Genomic DNA, 14767 nt, shown 5'->3' with positions numbered 1-14767 from the left:
CGGGCGGTGCGGGCCCGCCCGGCTGACGTCAGTCGCCGGTGGCGCCGTCGAGGCGTTCGCGGATCAGGTCGGCATGGCCGTTGTGACGGGCGTACTCCTCGATCATGTGCGTGTAGATCCAGCGGAGGTTGAACCGCTCGCCGGTGCGTGCGTGTGTGCCCTCGGAGATGTCGTCGAGGGCGAAACGCTCCGCGTTGCGCCGGGCGCTGTCGATCTCGGCCTGCCAGGTGGCGTACGCCTCCTTCCACGTGTCCGCCTCCGAGAGGTGGAACTCTCCGTCCCGGTCCTCCTCGGTGTAGTACATCGGGCGGGCGTCCTCAGCCGCGAGCACCCTGCGGAACCAGCTCCGCTCCACCTCCGCCATATGCCGCACCAGCCCCATCAGGCTCAGCTCGGACGGCTCCACGGACGCGGTCCTGAGCTGGGCGTCTGTCAGGCCCTCGCACTTCCACGCGAGGGTCCGGCGGTGATAGTCCAGCCAGCCCTCCAGCATGGTGCGCTCGTCGGCGGTGGTGGCGGGCTCTTCGCGTTCGGTCGTCATACCGGCATCGTCGCTCAACTCATGCCGGTCCACCAGGAGTTTTCCCGGCGGCGGAGGCATCGCCGAACATCCCGCCGAGAAGCTCGCGCAGCCCCGCCCGCACCTCCTCCAGGCTCGGCACCCGCGCGCCGAACGACCCCGCCACACAGCTGAACATCAGCCCGTCCGCCCACGCCACCAGGGACAGCACATGCCGGTCCGGTGCCGTCGACCCCATCGCGGTGACCAGGGCGCCGAGCTGGTCGCGGAAGCGGGCGCCGGTCGCGTCGAAGTAGGCGCGCAGCTCGGGGCGGCGCGTGGCCTCCAGGGCGAGTTCGTAGCGGGCGAGTGTGAGGTCGCGGTTGCGGGTCAGGGCGCGGTGGGTCGCCAGCGCCAGGCCGTCGGCCAGCGAGTCGAGGCCGCCCCGCGGATCGGGCATCTCCTCCAGCGCGAGCACCCGCGCCTCACGCTCGGCGAGCCGCCGCACCGCCAGTTCCAGCAGCGCCTGCCGTGTGCGCGCCAGATTCGAGGTCGAGCCCTGCGGCAGCCCCGCCGCCTCGTCGACCGCCCGGTGCGTGAGCCCGCGCATACCGCGCTCGGCGAGCAGCGCGAGGGCGGCGTCGGCGACGAGATCGGCGCGGGAGGCGCGGTCGGAAGGCAGGGCCATGGAGATCAACCTACCTCCCGCACTACGCCTGTAGTACAGTCGGCGCATACCGGTACTACATCTGTAGTTACCCCAGGAGGTAGCCATGGCACAGTCGAAGCGCGCCGTCGTCGTCGGTGGCGGCATCGGAGGCCTTACCGCCGCGGCCGCACTGCATCAGGGCGGCTGGGACGTCACCGTGCTGGAGCGGGCACCCGCCCTGGAGCCGATCGGCGCGGGCATCTCGCTCGCGCCCAACTCCCTGCGCGCACTGGACGTCATCGGCCTCGGCGACGAGATCCGCGACCTCGCCGCCTGGCAGGGCGACGGGGGACTGCGCACCCCGTCCGGGCGCTGGCTCTCCCGCACCGACGCCGGTGCAGTGGCCGAACGCTTCGGCGGCCCCCTCGTCCTGCTGCACCGGGCCACCCTCATCACCAGCCTCGCCGCACGCCTCCCGGCCGGGGCCGTCCGCACCGGGGTCGCGGCGGGCCTGGCCGACCCGGGCGACGCCGACCGGCCCGCGCGGGTGAGCACCGCGGACGGCGACCTGGAGGCCGACCTCGTGGTGGCCGCCGACGGCATCCAGTCCGCCGTACGCCGGGCGCTCTTCCCGCGGCATCCCGGGGCCGTCTACTCCGGGTTCACCACCTGGCGGGTCGTCATCCCGGTGCCCGGCGTGGAGTTCGCCTCGCACGAGACCTGGGGCCGGGGCCGTATCTGGGGCTCGCACCCGCTCAAGGACGGCCGCGTCTACGCCTACGCCGCGGCGATCACGCCCGCCGAGGGACGCGCCCCCGACGACGAGAAGGCCGAACTGCTGCGCCGCTACGGCGACTGGCACGACCCGATCCCCGCCATCCTCGCTGCCGCCCGCCCCGACGACGTCCTGCGGCACGACGTCCACCACATCACCGAGCCGCTGCCCGCCTATCACCGGGGCCGGGTCGCCCTGATCGGGGACGCCGCGCACGCCATGCAGCCGACGCTGGGGCAGGGCGGCAACCAGGCCATCGAGGACGCGATCGTCCTCGCCGCCCACTGCGACGACCTCGCCGCGTACACGGTGGCCCGCCTCCCGCGTACGACCGCCATCGCCCGCCAGGCCGCGCGGATCGGCCGCCTCAACCTGATGACGAACCGTGCCGGCATCGCCGTACGGAACACGGCGCTGGCCGCGGTGTCCAAGGCCGCGCCGCTGCTGTTCCTGCGGGGCTTCGAGGGCATCGCCGACTGGCGGCCACCGCAGGCGCCGTATGCTGCCGGGAAGACCACGGCAGACGAGCGCCAGAGGAGAACACCCCGTGAAGGTCGGCTGCATCGGACTCGGTGACATCGCGCAGAAGGCCTACCTGCCGGTGCTCGGTGTGCAGCCCGGGGTCGAACTGCATCTCCAGACCCGTACGCCCGCGACCCTCGCCCGGGTCGCCGACGCCCACCACCTCCCGGCGGGGCAACGGCACACGGATCTCGACTCGCTTCTCGCCGAGGGCCTCGACGCCGCCTTCGTGCACGCGCCGACCGTCGCGCACCCGGAGATCGTGACCCGGCTGCTCGAGGCGGGCGTACCGACGTACGTCGACAAGCCGCTCGCCTACCGGCTCGCCGACTCCGAGCGGCTGGTGGCGCTCGCCGAGCGGCGCGAGGTGAGCCTCGCCGTCGGCTTCAACCGGCGGTACGCCCCCGGCTATGTGCAGTGCGCCGACCATCCGCGTGAGCTGATCCTGATGCAGAAGAACCGGATCGGGCTGCCGGAGGAGCCCCGCGCGATGATCCTCGACGACTTCATCCACGTCGTCGACACACTGCGCTTCCTCGTGCCAGGCCCGATCGACGACATCACCGTGCGCGCCCGGGTCGAGGGCGGGCTGCTGCACCATCTCGTGCTCCAGCTCGCCGGGGACGGCTTCACCGCGCTCGGAGTGATGAACCGGCTCAGTGGTTCGGCCGAGGAGATCCTGGAGGTGTCCGGACAGGACACCAAGCGCCAGGTCCTCAACCTCGCCGAGGTCATCGACCACAAGGGCCAGCCGACCCTGCGCCGGCGCGGTGACTGGGTGCCGGTGGCCCGGCAGCGCGGCATCGAGCAGACGGTGCTCACCTTCCTCGACGCCGTGCGCGCGGGCAAGGTGCTCAGCGCCCGGGACGCGCTGGCGACTCACGAGTTGTGCGAGCGGGTCGTGCGTGCGGTTCAGGAGCGGACCGCCTGAGCCGGGGCCGCAGGATCCGGATGCCCTCGCCCGCGCACCACGCGGCGACGATCAGCAGCGCGGCCAGCGCCACCCAGTCGCCGAAGCGGACGAACGGCGTGACGCCCCCGGACAGCGGCACCTCGTAGACCGCGCTGCCGCTCTCGCTCGTGCCCAGCCAGGGGCCTATGTGCTGCCCGCTCGGCCCGTACACGGCAGAGACCCCGGTCAGAGTCGCGTGCACCATCGGGCGGCCGGTCTCGGCGGCGCGCAGCGCGGCCAGCGAGGCGTGCTGCTCCGGGGCCCAGCTCTGCTGGAACGTCGACGTCGCCGACTGGGCGATCAGCACCTCGGCGCCGTCGTCCGCGAGAGTGCGGCTCATGTCGGGGAACGCGGACTCGAAGCAGACCATCGGGCCGATCCTCAGCCCGTGCCCGGCGTCCATCACGACCTGCTGGGTGCCGCGCCTGCGATCCTCGTCGGCCGCCCGGCCCACGGAGGTGGCCCAGCCCAGCATCGAGCGCATCGGTATGTACTCCCCGAAGGGGACCAGCCGCATCTTGTCGTAGCGCGCCCCGGTCGGGCCGTCCGGGCCGACGAGGATCGAGCTCTTGTAGATGCCGGGCTTGTCGGAGCGCCGTGCGTCCACGTTGACCAGGATGTTCGTCCCCGTCTCGCGCGAGAGCGCCGCCAGCCGCCGGGCGAAGTCGGGCCGGTCGTCCAGGTCGAAGCCGACGCTGCTCTCGCCCCAGACGATCAGGTCGGCACCCTGACCGGCCAGCTCGCGGGTGAGCTGCACCTCCCGGTCGAAACGCCGGTCGGCCGTGTCCGCGCCCTTGATGACCCCGGGCTGTACGACGGCTATCCGGACCCGGTCCTCGACGTCCGGGCGCGGGGACCACACCCAGGCGGCCGAGGTCGCCACGGCCGTCGCGGTGAGCCCCGCCACCGCCGTGATCCGGGCCGTACGTACCGTCACCAGCACCGCGACCGCCACATTGACGGCCACGATCAGGAAGCTGATCAGCCACACCCCGCCCACCGAGGCCAGCCGCAGCGCGGGCTCCACCTGCCACTGACTGGAGCCCAGCACACCCCACGGCCCGCCGAGCCCCTGCCAGGAACGCACCATCTCCACCATCAGCCAACCGGACGGCAGCACGATCAGCGCCGCCGCCACCCGGCCAGGGGACGGTCTCGAAGCGGCCAGGAAACGCCGCACCAGCCAGCCCCAAGGAGCCCACAAGGCGCCGAGCAGGGCGGCGATGACGAACGTAAAGACATGCAGATTCGGCAGCAGCCAGTGATGCATCGCCAGCATGAAGCCGAACCCGCCCCACCAGCCGTCGTACAGCGCCCGCTTCGCGGTCGGCGCGGTACGGATCAGGGCGATCCACGGGACGAGGGCGACGTACGCGAACCACCACAGCGACGGCTGGGGGAAGGCGAGCACCGGTAGCGCACCGGCCGCGGTGGCGGCGAGCGAGCGCCGCCATGGCGAGGCGAGCCAGCGGCTGATCGTCTTCATCCATCGCCTCCTACCCCGTGGTCCTACCAGTGTGCTCGCAGGCACTGACAACGGGACAGTGGGCGTCCGCTCAGTCGATCACCGCGGGCGCGGTCCGCTCGGGCAGCCGGCGCCATTTCTCCTGGACGACGACCTCGCGCAGCCGCCAGCCCTCGTACGTCCGCAGCAGCCCGAACGCGTACCGGCCGCCGCACACGAAGTCGGGGGCCGAGGAGCCGTCGCCGTCCCCGGCGAACCGCATCGGATTGACGTAGTCGGCCTGCACCCGGGCGGTGTCGCCGGTGTCCTGGTCCAGCACTCCGAAGCGCACCCGCCGGTTCACGATGAGGTGCTGGCGCATCGAGAACATGCCGAGACTCTCCGCGAGCCAGGAGGCGATGCTTCCGGCGTCCCCCTCGATCCCCCCGGCCGAGCGGTAGTCCGCGCGCCCGTCGGCGGTGAACAGGCTCCGGTAGGCCGGCCAGTCGCCGTCGTCCACGGCCACCGCGTAGTCGGTGATCACTCCGTCTACCGCCAGCCGGTCCCTGAGGGTGGCGAGTTCCACACGCTGCGTCATCGGCTCAGTGTTGGGCATGAGGTGCACGGAGCCAAGAGGGCGGACGGTGATATTCCCGTGCCGCCCCGGCGGGCCGAGCCGCACAGGGGTGAAACCGTCTCCATCATGACAGCTCACAGCACGTTTTCGTAGGACTGAACGCACAGCTCAGCGGCCTTGTCCAGGCTCTTCTCCGGCTCACACAATTCCCGCCATGGATCTCACCGACAAGATCGACCATGACGCGGTACTGCGGGCGCGCACACTGCTGCTCGGATCGAGCCGACCGGCCCTCGACCAGGAGGTCGAGGCGTACCGGGTGCTTTCGTCGGTCAGTCCGCTGACCTATGTGCCCAAGCTGACCGAGGCACTGCTGTCCTACGGATACGCGCCCGAGATCCGGGACCGGCCGGAGATACGACTGGCACGGCACGCCGAGGCGGCCGCCACGGCACGGCGCATCGACGCGGGCGATCCCCGGCGGACCGAGCTGCTTGTGCGGGCTCTGTCCGCGTACCAGCACGGGCTGTATGCCGCCGGACGACGGACCGAGGGCTTCGCCGTCCGCGAGGAGATGGCCGCGGCCGGGGAGTGGGGTTTCGCGCACGGACAAGTACCGAGTCCCCTGTACGGCAGCGGACCTCTGGCCACGGCACTGGCCGAGAACGGCGATCACCAGGAGGCCGCGGAGCTCTGCGGGAAGCTGGTGCGGGCCGCCGGCTCGGAAGACCAGGGGCAGGTCTCCTTCTGGTCCCTGCTGTCATGGGCGGCGGAGCTGGATGCCGCCGGTCACCGGGAGGCGGCCCTCAGCGCCTTCGCCGAGATCGTGGACGCCGGCCGTGCCGAACTCGCCGAGGACGGCACGGCACTGGCCATCGTGACCTGGCAACTGGTCCACCAGGCCGGGATGTTGGACCGAGCCGGTCACCATACGGAGGCCCGCGGGGCCCGGCAGGAGGCGCTCGCCCTCCTCACCGAGCTCGACAGCACCGGGGAGCGCAAGAGCTGGAGCAACATCCTGACCTGGTGGACCACTCTGTACGCCCTCTCGGGCAGGACGGCGGAGCCCCTGCCGGTGCAGGGCGCGCCGGCGCCCGCGTTCGGCTTCACGTTCCTCGACTGGTCACCCGACATCAAGCGGGCCTACTTCGACAGCCTGCCCCGCCTCGAGGCCGAGGTCGCCGACCAGAACGAGGCGACCGAAACGGCCCCGCACGAGCACCTTCCCGCCCTGGTGGCCCTGCACCGAAGGCTCACCATCCGGACGGCCGTCCACCGGGAGAACCGCAACTACCGCATCCTCAAGCCGCTCCGCCCGATCTTCAACGAGAACGTCGCACTCGCGCGCCGATACGCCGACATGGCGGAAACGGCGGAAAGCCAGGGGGTGTTGGGGCAGGCCTTGACCGACCGCTCCATGTTCCTCGTCGCCGCCAAACAGTACGGCGAGGCCTACGACGACTACCGCGAGGCCTTCGACCTGCTGGGCTGACCGGTCGCACAGAGGGCCTCAGCCGTCGAACCGCGTCCACTCGACGGGTGCGTCGGCCAACGGCGCCAGGGCACTGCGATGGAGGGCGCCGGCCCAGGCGCTGAAGCGGGCCCCGTCCCCCTCTCCGTCCCCGTCATCGTCCCCTTCGTCGGAGATGTGCAGGACGAGTCCCGGCGCCACGTAGAAGCGTGTGGGTGCCCCGGGCCAGAACGGGCGCAGGGGGACGGGGAGCAGCCCGGCGGTGATCCGGTCGGCCTGCCGCGCGGTGAGCCGACGCGGCAGGGCCAGAAAGTCGGCGCCCATGGCGGCCTCGTACAGCGAGAATTGGAGGAGGAAACCACTGAGCGGCTCCTGCTCGGCGATGGGCGGCTCGTCATACTCACGGAACCAGACGACCGGATCCGCTTCGGCGCCTTCGAGTGTCCACGGCACCGACCAGTAGAACCCGCCCTGGTTCTCCTCGCCGAGGACGAGCATCTCCCCCAGGGGATCGGTCAGACGGGCGGAAGCGGCGAGGATCCGGTTCTGCACTCCCATGGCGCGGGGGCGCTGCCTTGCCAGTCGGTGGAACTGCCGTAGCTCTTCCGGTAGATCGAGGGCGGGCGGCCGCATGGACGGCGGCTCGGGCGCCTCCGGCACGGCGGGATACCAGCCGGTGACGAACTGTTCGAGCGCCGTTGCCCGATCGTCGTTGACGTGGGCGAGCCACTCCAGACTTGGCAGGTCCGGCCGGGGGAGGAGCGGGCGGACCCGGTCCAGGTCGGCTTTGCGCAAGGGGGAACGGAGCCGCAGGGTGCAACTGGTGAGGACATGCTCGGTCTCGCCCGGGCGTAGTTCCGTCGCGGCTCGGGCGACCGATCCGGTGCCGAGACGAACGAGGCCTTCCGGGACTCGGACGACGAGATGGACAGGCAGGGCCGCTTCGTGTGTGCCCGGCGCGCAGGGTTCCTCCATGAGCCGCTTCCTGACCGGCGTCGGCGCGTGGCCGAGGAGGCGGACCTCGTCGGCGTTCCATACGCCGCTCTCGCCGAGGGGTGTCCCCGGCCTCGACCAGGATGACCGTGCCGGCGCCGCCGATGACGACCGTGGCCGTACCGAAGGCGAAGCTCTCCGCCATGTCGCCGGCGAGCGCATGCGCTTGCCGGGCGGTCACGGATGGCAGGGGCGAGGGTGCGGATATCGCGGGAGATCGGTCAGGCACGTGCGCATTTTCCCTGAGACCGGAGCCGGTTCCCGGGCACCGGGTTCGCGCGCGGAGGGCGATGGTGTGGTGTCGGGTCCGTCCTGGCGTCGTCCTGGCAGGATGGCGTCATGGAACGTGTGCTGGGAATCGGCGGATACTTCCTGCGGGCCACCGACCCCGAGGCTCTGAGCGCTTGGTACCGCGACTGTCTGGGCCTGGACGCGGACGAGTACGGCCTGTGGCGTCAGGAGGCAGGGACGACGGTGTTCGCGACGTTCGAGTCCGGGACCGACTACTTCGGGTCCCCTGCCCAGCGGACCATGCTCAACTTCCGGGTCCGCGACCTGGATGCGATGCTCGCGCAGCTGCGCGCCAAGGGTGCGGATGTGGCCGAGGAGACTCAGGACATGGAGGGCGTCGGCCGGTTCGGCTGGGTCACCGATCCCGAGGGGAATCGGCTGGAGCTGTGGCAGCCCGTGTGAGCGAAGGGTCTCTTCAAGCGGCCTCGATGATCTCGCCGCGGATGGCGGCTGCCCACTCGACCACCAACAGCTCGTACTCCGCGCGCTCCTGAGCGGACAACGAGCCGCCCGCGCGCAGCCACAGGGCACGGATCTCCTCGTTCACCTCGGCAGCAGACCGCACGGAACCAGGGCCTAAGGAATGGGGGGACATGCGGACAAGCCTAGGGGCAAGGACTGACAGCGCGCTACCGGACGGCTACGCACAACGTATGTGATTGGTCACGGATTTCCGGGGAGAGGTTTCGGCGAGCGTCCTTGCTGACTCGCCGGTCAGGTGCGTCAGCCCGCCGACTCCGCGGCATGCGGGCTCAGGACGCCCGCCGTGACCAGGACGATGATGACGATGCCGAGCGCGATCCGGTACCAGACGAACGGCATGAAGCTCTTGGTCGAGATGTACTTCATGAACCACGCGATGACCGCGTAGCCGGTCGCGAAGGCGATGACCGTGGCGAAGATCGTCGGGCCCCACGAGACATGGTCGCTCTCCATCGCGTCCTTGAGCTCGAAGAGGCCGGAGGCGAGGACGGCGGGGATCGCGAGGAGGAAGGAGTAGCGGGCCGCGGCCTCGCGCTGGTAGCCCATGAAGAGGCCGCCGCTGATGGTGGCGCCGGAGCGGGAGACTCCGGGGATGAGCGCCGCGGACTGGCAGAGGCCGAAGACCAGGCCGTCCTTCACGTTCAGGCTCTCCAGCGACTTGCGCTGCTTGGCCGCCCGGTGCCGCCCGCCCGTCTCGTCGCGGGCCGCCAGCCGGTCGGCGACGCCGATGATGATGCCGACGACGATCAGCATCGTCGCGGTGATGCGCAGGTCACGGAAGGGGCCCTCGATCTGGTCCTTGAGCGTCAGACCGAGCACACCGATCGGGATCGAGCCGACGATGACCAGCCAGCCCATCTGGGCGTCGTGGTCCCGGCGCATCTCCTTGTTGGTCAGCGACTTCAGCCACGCCGCGATGATCCGCCCGATGTCCTTGCGGAAGTAGATCAGCACCGCGGCCTCCGTGCCGATCTGAGTGATCGCGGTGAAGGCCGCACCAGGGTCCTCCCAGCCCGAGAACGCCGCGGTCAGCCGCAGGTGCGCGCTGGAGGACACGGGGAGGAACTCGGTCAGCCCCTGGACGAGTCCGAGGATGAGGGATTCAAACCAAGACATGAAGTTACGGAGTCCAAGTGCTGATCGTGGCAAGGGGTGATGGGGACACCGCGTCGGCGGCGCAGTGATCAGTGATCGCGGGTGTCGAGGGGCAGCGTAGCGTCCCGCGATGACAGCTCCGGCACAGGGGGTTCGGCAGCCGAGCGCCGGCCTCGGCGGAACCGGTGTTGACCTGCGGTGGGGCCGACGCTTACGTTTCAGCGAACCGAAAGCGCTTGCTGTCGAGCTTGCTGTCCTTGTCTCTGTCCATGTCCATGCCAGTGACAGCGGCCGCGTCCGTCCCGGAGGAGTCCGATCACAACCATGGCCGCATCCGAGACCGCTCCGCTCACCGGCCGCCGTATCAGGGTCGCCGTGATCGGCACCGGCGCCATCGCCCGCGACTCGCATCTGCCCGCAGTCGCCGCACTGGCCGAGGAGGGCGAGACGGAGCTCGTCGCCGCCGTCGACATCGACGCGGCGTCTGTCGAGTCCTTCCGCGAGGAGGCCGGCGGAGCGCTGCGCGGCTACACCGACCTCGACCGGATGCTCGCCGAGGAGCGGCCCGACCTGGTCGTCATCTGCACACCGCCCACCCTGCACCGCGACCAGACCGTCGCGGCGCTGCGCGCCGGTGCCTGGGTGTGGTGCGAGAAGCCTCCGGTGCCGACCCTCGCCGACTTCGACGCCATCGAGGCGGAGGAGGGCAAGGAGGGCGGGCCGTACGCCTCGATCGTCTTCCAGCACCGCTTCGGCTCCGGCACCCGGCATGTACGGCGGCTGCTCGCCGAGCGGGCCATGGGGCGGCCGCTCGTCGCGCACTGCCAGACCACCTGGTACCGCGACACCGCCTACTACGCCGTGCCCTGGCGAGGTCGCTGGCGGACCGAGGGCGGCGGTCCCGCGATGGGGCACGGCATCCATCAGATGGATCTGCTGCTGGATCTGCTCGGTCCGTGGAGCGAGGTCCGCGCCATGGCGGGCCGGCTGGTGCACGACGTCGAGACGGAGGACGTCTCGACCGCCCTGGTGCGCTTCGCGAACGGTGCGATGGCGACCGTCGTGAACAGCGTGCTCAGCCCCGACGAGGTCAGCCGCATCCGCGTCGACTGCGAGCGCGCCACCGTCGAACTGACCCACCTCTACGGCCACCGCAACGACAGCTGGCGCATCACCCCGGCCCGCGATGTGCCCGACGCCGAGGCCGCCGCCTGGCAGGACTTCGGCGCGGACGTGCCCAGTTCGCATCTGGCGCAGCTGCGGGAACTGGTCGCGAGCATGCGCGCCGGGGAGCGTCCGCGCAGCAGCGGCGCTGACGGGCGGACGAGCCTGGAGCTGATCGCCGCGCTGTACAAGTCGGCGTTCACGGACGCGACGGTCCGGGCGGGGGAGATCGGCCCCGGCGACCCCTTCTATACGGCCATGCACGGAGGCACGCCCGGATGGGCCCCCGAGGAGGCGGGCGCGTGAGCGGGCTGCGCATCGTCCACGCGTACGGCGACCGCATCACGGTGACCGAGCCGGTCACCGGCGTCGAGCTGCTCGCCTACGTCTACCGGCCGGAGGCCGCCTGGGAGGCCCCGAAGCCGTACATCCACCCGATGCGCACCCTCGCCGGCGACGTCGTCACCGACTACCGGCCCAACGACCACCGCTGGCACAAGGGCCTCTCGCTGACGGCCTCGCATCTGTCGGGGGCGAATCTGTGGGGCGGCAACAGCTACGTCCACGGTGAGGGGTATCTCGAACTCCCCGAGCGCGTCGGGTCGATGGCGCACCTCGCCTTCGACGAGGTCTCCTCGGACGGCGACCGGGTCGTCATCGCCGAGCGGCTGACCTGGCATCCCCACGGCGGTGAGCTGTGGGCCGAGGAGCGGCGCCGGATCGAGGTGCACGACGTGGAGGCGGAGTCCGGCTCATGGGCGCTGACCTGGACGAGCGCCGTGACCAACCGGCGCGAGGAGCCGCTGCGGTTCGGCAGCCCCACCACCGCCGGGCGTGAGATGGCCGGTTACACGGGCCTGTTCTGGCGCGGCCCACGTGCCTTCCAGGGCGGCCGGATCCTCGCGTCGGATGCCGAGGGCCCCGGCCTGATGGGCGGACAGGCGCCCTGGCTCGCCTACGCCGGCGAGCACGACGGCAGCGACGGCTACGCCACCCTCGTCTTCGCGCACGCGCCTGAGAACGACCACGCCGGTGACCGGGGCGCCCATCCCGCCCACTGGTTCGTACGCAACGAGCCCTTCGCGGGTGTGGCCCCGTCCTGGGCGTTCCACGACGAGCTGGTGCTGGCGCCGGGCGCCACCCTCACCCGCCGCTACCGGGTCGTCGTGGCCGACGGGACGTGGGAGCAGGAGGAGATCGCCAAGTACCTGCGGACGCACCCCTGGTGAACGCGGGCCCGGCCGGTCCGGATCAGGCCGCCGTCGGTCCCGCCACCGACCAACCCGGCACCTGAGGGTGCGCCGTGAGGTCCTCATGGCTCACCGGGTCGCCGCAGGCCCGGCAGGTGACGACCGGGACCAGTTCATTGCCGCAGCTGTGCTCGATCACCATGGGGCGGTCTTCGTCCCCGCGCAGATGGCGGTCGCCCCACGTCATGAGGGTCATCAGGACCGGCTCCAGTTCCAGACCCGCCTCGGTGGGCCGGTACTCGAAGCGCTGCGGGCGCTCGCTGTAGGCGCGCTTGGTCAGGATCCTGGCGTCGACGAGACGGCGCAGCCGGGTGGCCAGGATGTCGCGCGGGGCGCCGATGTTGCGCACGAGCTGGTCGAAGCGGCCGTTGCCCAGGCACACCTCGCGCAGGACGAGCAGGGAGTACTTCTCGCCGACGAGCGCCAGGGCGTCGGCGATGGAACAGGGGCGGGGGTCTTTGGGGGCGGCCATGCCGCTCAGTTTAGGGGGCTGCTTCGGGTGGGTTCGACTTTCCAACTCAGGTGGGTTTGATTTTCCAACCCTGCGAGCTATGGTGAGTCCAGATTTCCTACTCACCGGTAATCGCGGAGGCCCGCACCATGCGTGACGCAGTCATCGTCGAAGCCGTACGCACCCCGATAGGCAAGGGCAAGCCGAACGGCTCCCTGGCCCACATCCACCCCGTCCAGCTACTCGCCCACACCCTGCGCACCCTCGTCGAGCGCACGGGCGTCGACCCGGCGCTGATCGACGACGTCATCGGCGGCACCGTCGACCAGGTCGGCGAGCAGGCCATGAACACCACCCGCTACGCCGCCCTGTCGGCGGGCTTCCCGGAGACGGTCCCGGCGACCACCGTGGACCGCCAGTGCGGCTCCTCCCAACAGGCCGTGCACTTCGCGGCCCAGGGCGTGATGTCGGGGGCGTACGACATGGTCGTCGCGTGCGGCGTCGAGTCGATGAGCCGGGTGCCGATGTGGTCGAACGTGCCGCCCGACAAGGACCCCTTCGGCCCCGGCATCGCCGAGCGCTACCCGGAGGGGCTCGTCCCGCAGGGCATCAGCGCCGAGCTGATCGCCGCCAAGTGGTCGATCACCCGGGAGCAGATGGACGCGTTCGCCGTCTCCTCGCACCACAAGGCTGCCGCCGCCTGGGAGCAGGGCCTGTTCGACGCCGAGGTGGCGCCCCTGGACGGCGTCTCGCGCGACGAGTGCGTACGTCCGGGCAGCACTCCCGAGATCCTCGCCGGACTCAGGCCCGCCTACCACGACCCGGCGTTCGCCGAGCGCTTCCCGCAGATCGAGTGGAACGTCACCGCGGGCAACGCCAGCCCCATCAACGACGGCGCCTCCGCCGTGCTGATCACCTCCAGCGAGACGGCGGCCCGCCTGGGCCTGCGCCCGCTCGCCCGGCTGCACAGCTTCGCCGTCACCGGCTCCGACCCGATCCTCATGCTCACCGGAGTCATCCCGGCGACCGAGAAGGTGCTGCGCAGGGCGTCGCTGTCCCTCGCCGACATCGATCTGTTCGAGGTCAACGAGGCCTTCTCCAGCGTCGTCCTCGCCTGGCAGCAGGAGACCGGCGCCGACCTCGGCAAGGTCAATGTGCACGGCGGCGCGATCGCGATCGGCCACCCGCTCGGCGCGAGCGGCACCCGGCTGACGACGACCCTGGTGCACGCGATGCGTGAGCGCGGCGCCCGCTACGCACTGCAGACGATGTGCGAGGCGGGCGGCCTGGCCAACGCGATGATCATCGAGTCGGTCCGATAGGGGAACTGGTCCCGATCCGCTCAGCGGCGCCGCAGGTGGTGGCGCTTGCGCCAGGCCACCACCGCCCCTGCCAGCGCGGGCAGCGCGATCGCGGCCACCGCGATCAGGAACACCGGGGACGTCGGAGACGAGGCCCGGGCACCGGCGACGACATACGCGGCGATGTTCGGGATCGACCCGAGCGCCGTGGCCAGCAGGAAGGGGAAGTAGCCCATACGGGAGACGGCGGCGGCGTAGTTCGCGGCCCAGAACGGCACCCCCGGGAACAGCCGCACCGCCAGCATCGACCGGAAACCGTGCTTGCTGAACTGGTTGTCCGCGGCCTTGAGCAGCCGCCCGCGCAGCAGCGGGCGCAGCGCGTCCTGCCCGAGCATCCGGCCGAGCGCGAAGGCGATCCCGGCCCCGAGCACGGTGCCCACCATGGCCGCGGCGATACCCAGCTCCGAACCGAAGAGCGCACCCGCCGCGAGATTCAGCAGCGGCCGTGGCACGAAGGCCACCGTGATCACCCCGTACGCAACGGCGAACACCACCAGCGCCACCGGCCCGCCGACCTGGGGCGGCCAGCCGTTCGCCAGGAGCTTGTGCGGCTCGAAGAGCAGGACGGACGCAGCGGCGGCCGCGAGCAGGACCAGCAGCAGGGACAGCCGTGACCAGGGCGAGCGCAGCACTCTCGTGCAGCGCACGGCAAAGTTCGCCGGGGCGGTCACGGGGACGGTGAGCTCCGTGGCGGCGGCCTCCGACGAGGCCGTTGCGGTGCCCCCAGAGCGGGTGGTGGCATCGAGCATTCGGCGACAGTAACCGACGAACATGTGTGATCGCCGTATGG

Annotated in this window: 16 protein-coding genes; 7 read left to right on the top strand and 9 right to left on the bottom strand. The window is 71.1% G+C overall.

What is annotated here, in order from left to right; all coding sequences use genetic code 11:
* Positions 1-28 precede the first annotated feature (28 nt).
* Together IE325_RS42135 and IE325_RS42130 are read right to left on the bottom strand one after the other, a co-directional pair.
* Complete coding sequence (locus IE325_RS42135) at positions 29-541, bottom strand: DinB family protein (RefSeq protein ID WP_190075493.1); 513 nt, start codon at positions 539-541, stop codon at positions 29-31.
* Between the two features lie 19 nt (positions 542-560).
* Positions 561-1187, bottom strand: a complete 627-nt coding sequence (locus IE325_RS42130; protein WP_190075492.1) for a TetR/AcrR family transcriptional regulator — start codon at positions 1185-1187, stop codon at positions 561-563.
* Positions 1188-1272: 85 nt separating this feature from the next.
* Between IE325_RS42130 and IE325_RS42125 the strand changes: the two genes are divergently transcribed.
* Positions 1273-2499: an FAD-dependent monooxygenase gene (locus IE325_RS42125; protein ID WP_190075491.1), complete on the top strand. Its 1227-nt coding sequence runs from the start codon at positions 1273-1275 to the stop codon at positions 2497-2499.
* Entirely contained in the window at positions 2471-3376 is a 906-nt protein-coding gene (locus tag IE325_RS42120) for a Gfo/Idh/MocA family protein (RefSeq protein WP_190075490.1), read from the top strand. The genes IE325_RS42125 and IE325_RS42120 overlap by 29 nt, the downstream gene beginning before the upstream one ends.
* Here the strand turns inward: IE325_RS42120 and lnt are convergent.
* A complete protein-coding gene (gene lnt / locus IE325_RS42115) occupies positions 3300-4883 on the bottom strand; it encodes an apolipoprotein N-acyltransferase (RefSeq protein WP_190075489.1) in 1584 nt (527 codons plus the stop codon). The two genes, IE325_RS42120 and lnt, sit on opposite strands and share 77 nt — an antisense overlap.
* 70 nt (positions 4884-4953) lie before the next feature.
* A complete protein-coding gene (locus tag IE325_RS42110; protein ID WP_190075488.1) occupies positions 4954-5439 on the bottom strand; it encodes a nuclear transport factor 2 family protein in 486 nt (161 codons plus the stop codon).
* 193 nt (positions 5440-5632) lie between these two features.
* Here IE325_RS42110 and IE325_RS42105 point away from each other — a divergent pair, with 193 nt between their 5' ends.
* Positions 5633-6910 (top strand): hypothetical protein, encoded by a 1278-nt coding sequence (locus IE325_RS42105; RefSeq protein ID WP_190075487.1) that lies wholly within the window; start codon positions 5633-5635, stop codon positions 6908-6910.
* An 18-nt stretch (positions 6911-6928) separates the two neighbouring features.
* Here the strand turns inward: IE325_RS42105 and IE325_RS42100 are convergent, their stop codons facing one another.
* Positions 6929-7864, bottom strand: coding sequence for a hypothetical protein (locus tag IE325_RS42100; RefSeq protein WP_190075486.1), 936 nt, complete (start codon positions 7862-7864; stop codon positions 6929-6931).
* Between the two features lie 357 nt (positions 7865-8221).
* Here IE325_RS42100 and IE325_RS42095 point away from each other — a divergent pair, with 357 nt between their 5' ends.
* Positions 8222-8575 (top strand): VOC family protein, encoded by a 354-nt coding sequence (locus IE325_RS42095; protein ID WP_190075485.1) that lies wholly within the window; start codon positions 8222-8224, stop codon positions 8573-8575.
* A 13-nt stretch (positions 8576-8588) separates the two neighbouring features.
* Here IE325_RS42095 and IE325_RS42090 read toward each other — a convergent pair whose 3' ends face one another.
* Positions 8589-8768 carry a hypothetical protein gene (locus IE325_RS42090; RefSeq protein WP_078916819.1) on the bottom strand — a complete coding sequence of 60 codons (180 nt, stop codon included), beginning with the start codon at positions 8766-8768 and terminating at the stop codon, positions 8589-8591.
* A gap of 128 nt (positions 8769-8896) precedes the next feature.
* Entirely contained in the window at positions 8897-9772 is an 876-nt protein-coding gene (locus IE325_RS42085) for an undecaprenyl-diphosphate phosphatase (protein ID WP_190075484.1), read from the bottom strand.
* A 303-nt stretch (positions 9773-10075) separates the two neighbouring features.
* On the opposite strand from IE325_RS42085, the gene IE325_RS42080 reads away from it, so the two are divergent.
* Positions 10076-11221 (top strand): Gfo/Idh/MocA family protein, encoded by a 1146-nt coding sequence (locus tag IE325_RS42080; RefSeq protein ID WP_190075483.1) that lies wholly within the window; start codon positions 10076-10078, stop codon positions 11219-11221.
* Complete coding sequence (locus tag IE325_RS42075; RefSeq protein WP_229912452.1) at positions 11218-12144, top strand: DUF6807 domain-containing protein; 927 nt, start codon at positions 11218-11220, stop codon at positions 12142-12144. Before IE325_RS42080 ends, IE325_RS42075 begins: the two co-directional genes overlap by 4 nt.
* A 22-nt stretch (positions 12145-12166) precedes the next feature.
* On the opposite strand, the gene IE325_RS42070 is transcribed toward IE325_RS42075, so the two are convergent.
* On the bottom strand, positions 12167-12637 hold the full coding sequence (locus IE325_RS42070) for a winged helix-turn-helix transcriptional regulator (RefSeq protein WP_190075481.1): 471 nt from the start codon (positions 12635-12637) through the stop codon (positions 12167-12169).
* Positions 12638-12765: 128 nt separating this feature from the next.
* Here IE325_RS42070 and IE325_RS42065 point away from each other — a divergent pair, with 128 nt between their 5' ends.
* Positions 12766-13938 (top strand): thiolase family protein, encoded by a 1173-nt coding sequence (locus tag IE325_RS42065; RefSeq protein WP_190075480.1) that lies wholly within the window; start codon positions 12766-12768, stop codon positions 13936-13938.
* A gap of 20 nt (positions 13939-13958) precedes the next feature.
* Here IE325_RS42065 and IE325_RS42060 read toward each other — a convergent pair whose 3' ends face one another.
* Complete coding sequence (locus IE325_RS42060) at positions 13959-14726, bottom strand: TVP38/TMEM64 family protein (RefSeq protein ID WP_190075479.1); 768 nt, start codon at positions 14724-14726, stop codon at positions 13959-13961.
* Positions 14727-14767: the final 41 nt, after the last annotated feature.

This window comes from Streptomyces lanatus (genome assembly GCF_014655715.1).
In the GTDB taxonomy this organism is placed as follows: Bacteria; Actinomycetota; Actinomycetes; order Streptomycetales; family Streptomycetaceae; genus Streptomyces; species Streptomyces lanatus.
Note: the sequence above shows the minus strand (reverse complement) of the source record. Positions and strands in the feature narration are given on the sequence as shown.

What these genes read in the sequence shown, in the direction of transcription:
- IE325_RS42125 (WP_190075491.1), top strand. Translation starts at nt 1,273, where the DNA reads ATGGCACAGTCGAAGCGCGCCGTCGTCGTCGGTGGCGGCATCGGAGGC.
- IE325_RS42060 (WP_190075479.1), bottom strand. Translation starts at nt 14,726, where the DNA reads ATGCTCGATGCCACCACCCGCTCTGGGGGCACCGCAACGGCCTCGTCG.
- IE325_RS42090 (WP_078916819.1), bottom strand. Translation starts at nt 8,768, where the DNA reads ATGTCCCCCCATTCCTTAGGCCCTGGTTCCGTGCGGTCTGCTGCCGAG.
- IE325_RS42105 (WP_190075487.1), top strand. Translation starts at nt 5,633, where the DNA reads ATGGATCTCACCGACAAGATCGACCATGACGCGGTACTGCGGGCGCGC.
- IE325_RS42085 (WP_190075484.1), bottom strand. Translation starts at nt 9,772, where the DNA reads ATGTCTTGGTTTGAATCCCTCATCCTCGGACTCGTCCAGGGGCTGACC.
- IE325_RS42095 (WP_190075485.1), top strand. Translation starts at nt 8,222, where the DNA reads ATGGAACGTGTGCTGGGAATCGGCGGATACTTCCTGCGGGCCACCGAC.
- lnt (WP_190075489.1), bottom strand. Translation starts at nt 4,883, where the DNA reads ATGAAGACGATCAGCCGCTGGCTCGCCTCGCCATGGCGGCGCTCGCTC.
- IE325_RS42100 (WP_190075486.1), bottom strand. Translation starts at nt 7,864, where the DNA reads ATGGAGGAACCCTGCGCGCCGGGCACACACGAAGCGGCCCTGCCTGTC.
- IE325_RS42080 (WP_190075483.1), top strand. Translation starts at nt 10,076, where the DNA reads ATGGCCGCATCCGAGACCGCTCCGCTCACCGGCCGCCGTATCAGGGTC.
- IE325_RS42070 (WP_190075481.1), bottom strand. Translation starts at nt 12,637, where the DNA reads ATGGCCGCCCCCAAAGACCCCCGCCCCTGTTCCATCGCCGACGCCCTG.
- IE325_RS42135 (WP_190075493.1), bottom strand. Translation starts at nt 541, where the DNA reads ATGACGACCGAACGCGAAGAGCCCGCCACCACCGCCGACGAGCGCACC.
- IE325_RS42065 (WP_190075480.1), top strand. Translation starts at nt 12,766, where the DNA reads ATGCGTGACGCAGTCATCGTCGAAGCCGTACGCACCCCGATAGGCAAG.
- IE325_RS42130 (WP_190075492.1), bottom strand. Translation starts at nt 1,187, where the DNA reads ATGGCCCTGCCTTCCGACCGCGCCTCCCGCGCCGATCTCGTCGCCGAC.
- IE325_RS42110 (WP_190075488.1), bottom strand. Translation starts at nt 5,439, where the DNA reads ATGACGCAGCGTGTGGAACTCGCCACCCTCAGGGACCGGCTGGCGGTA.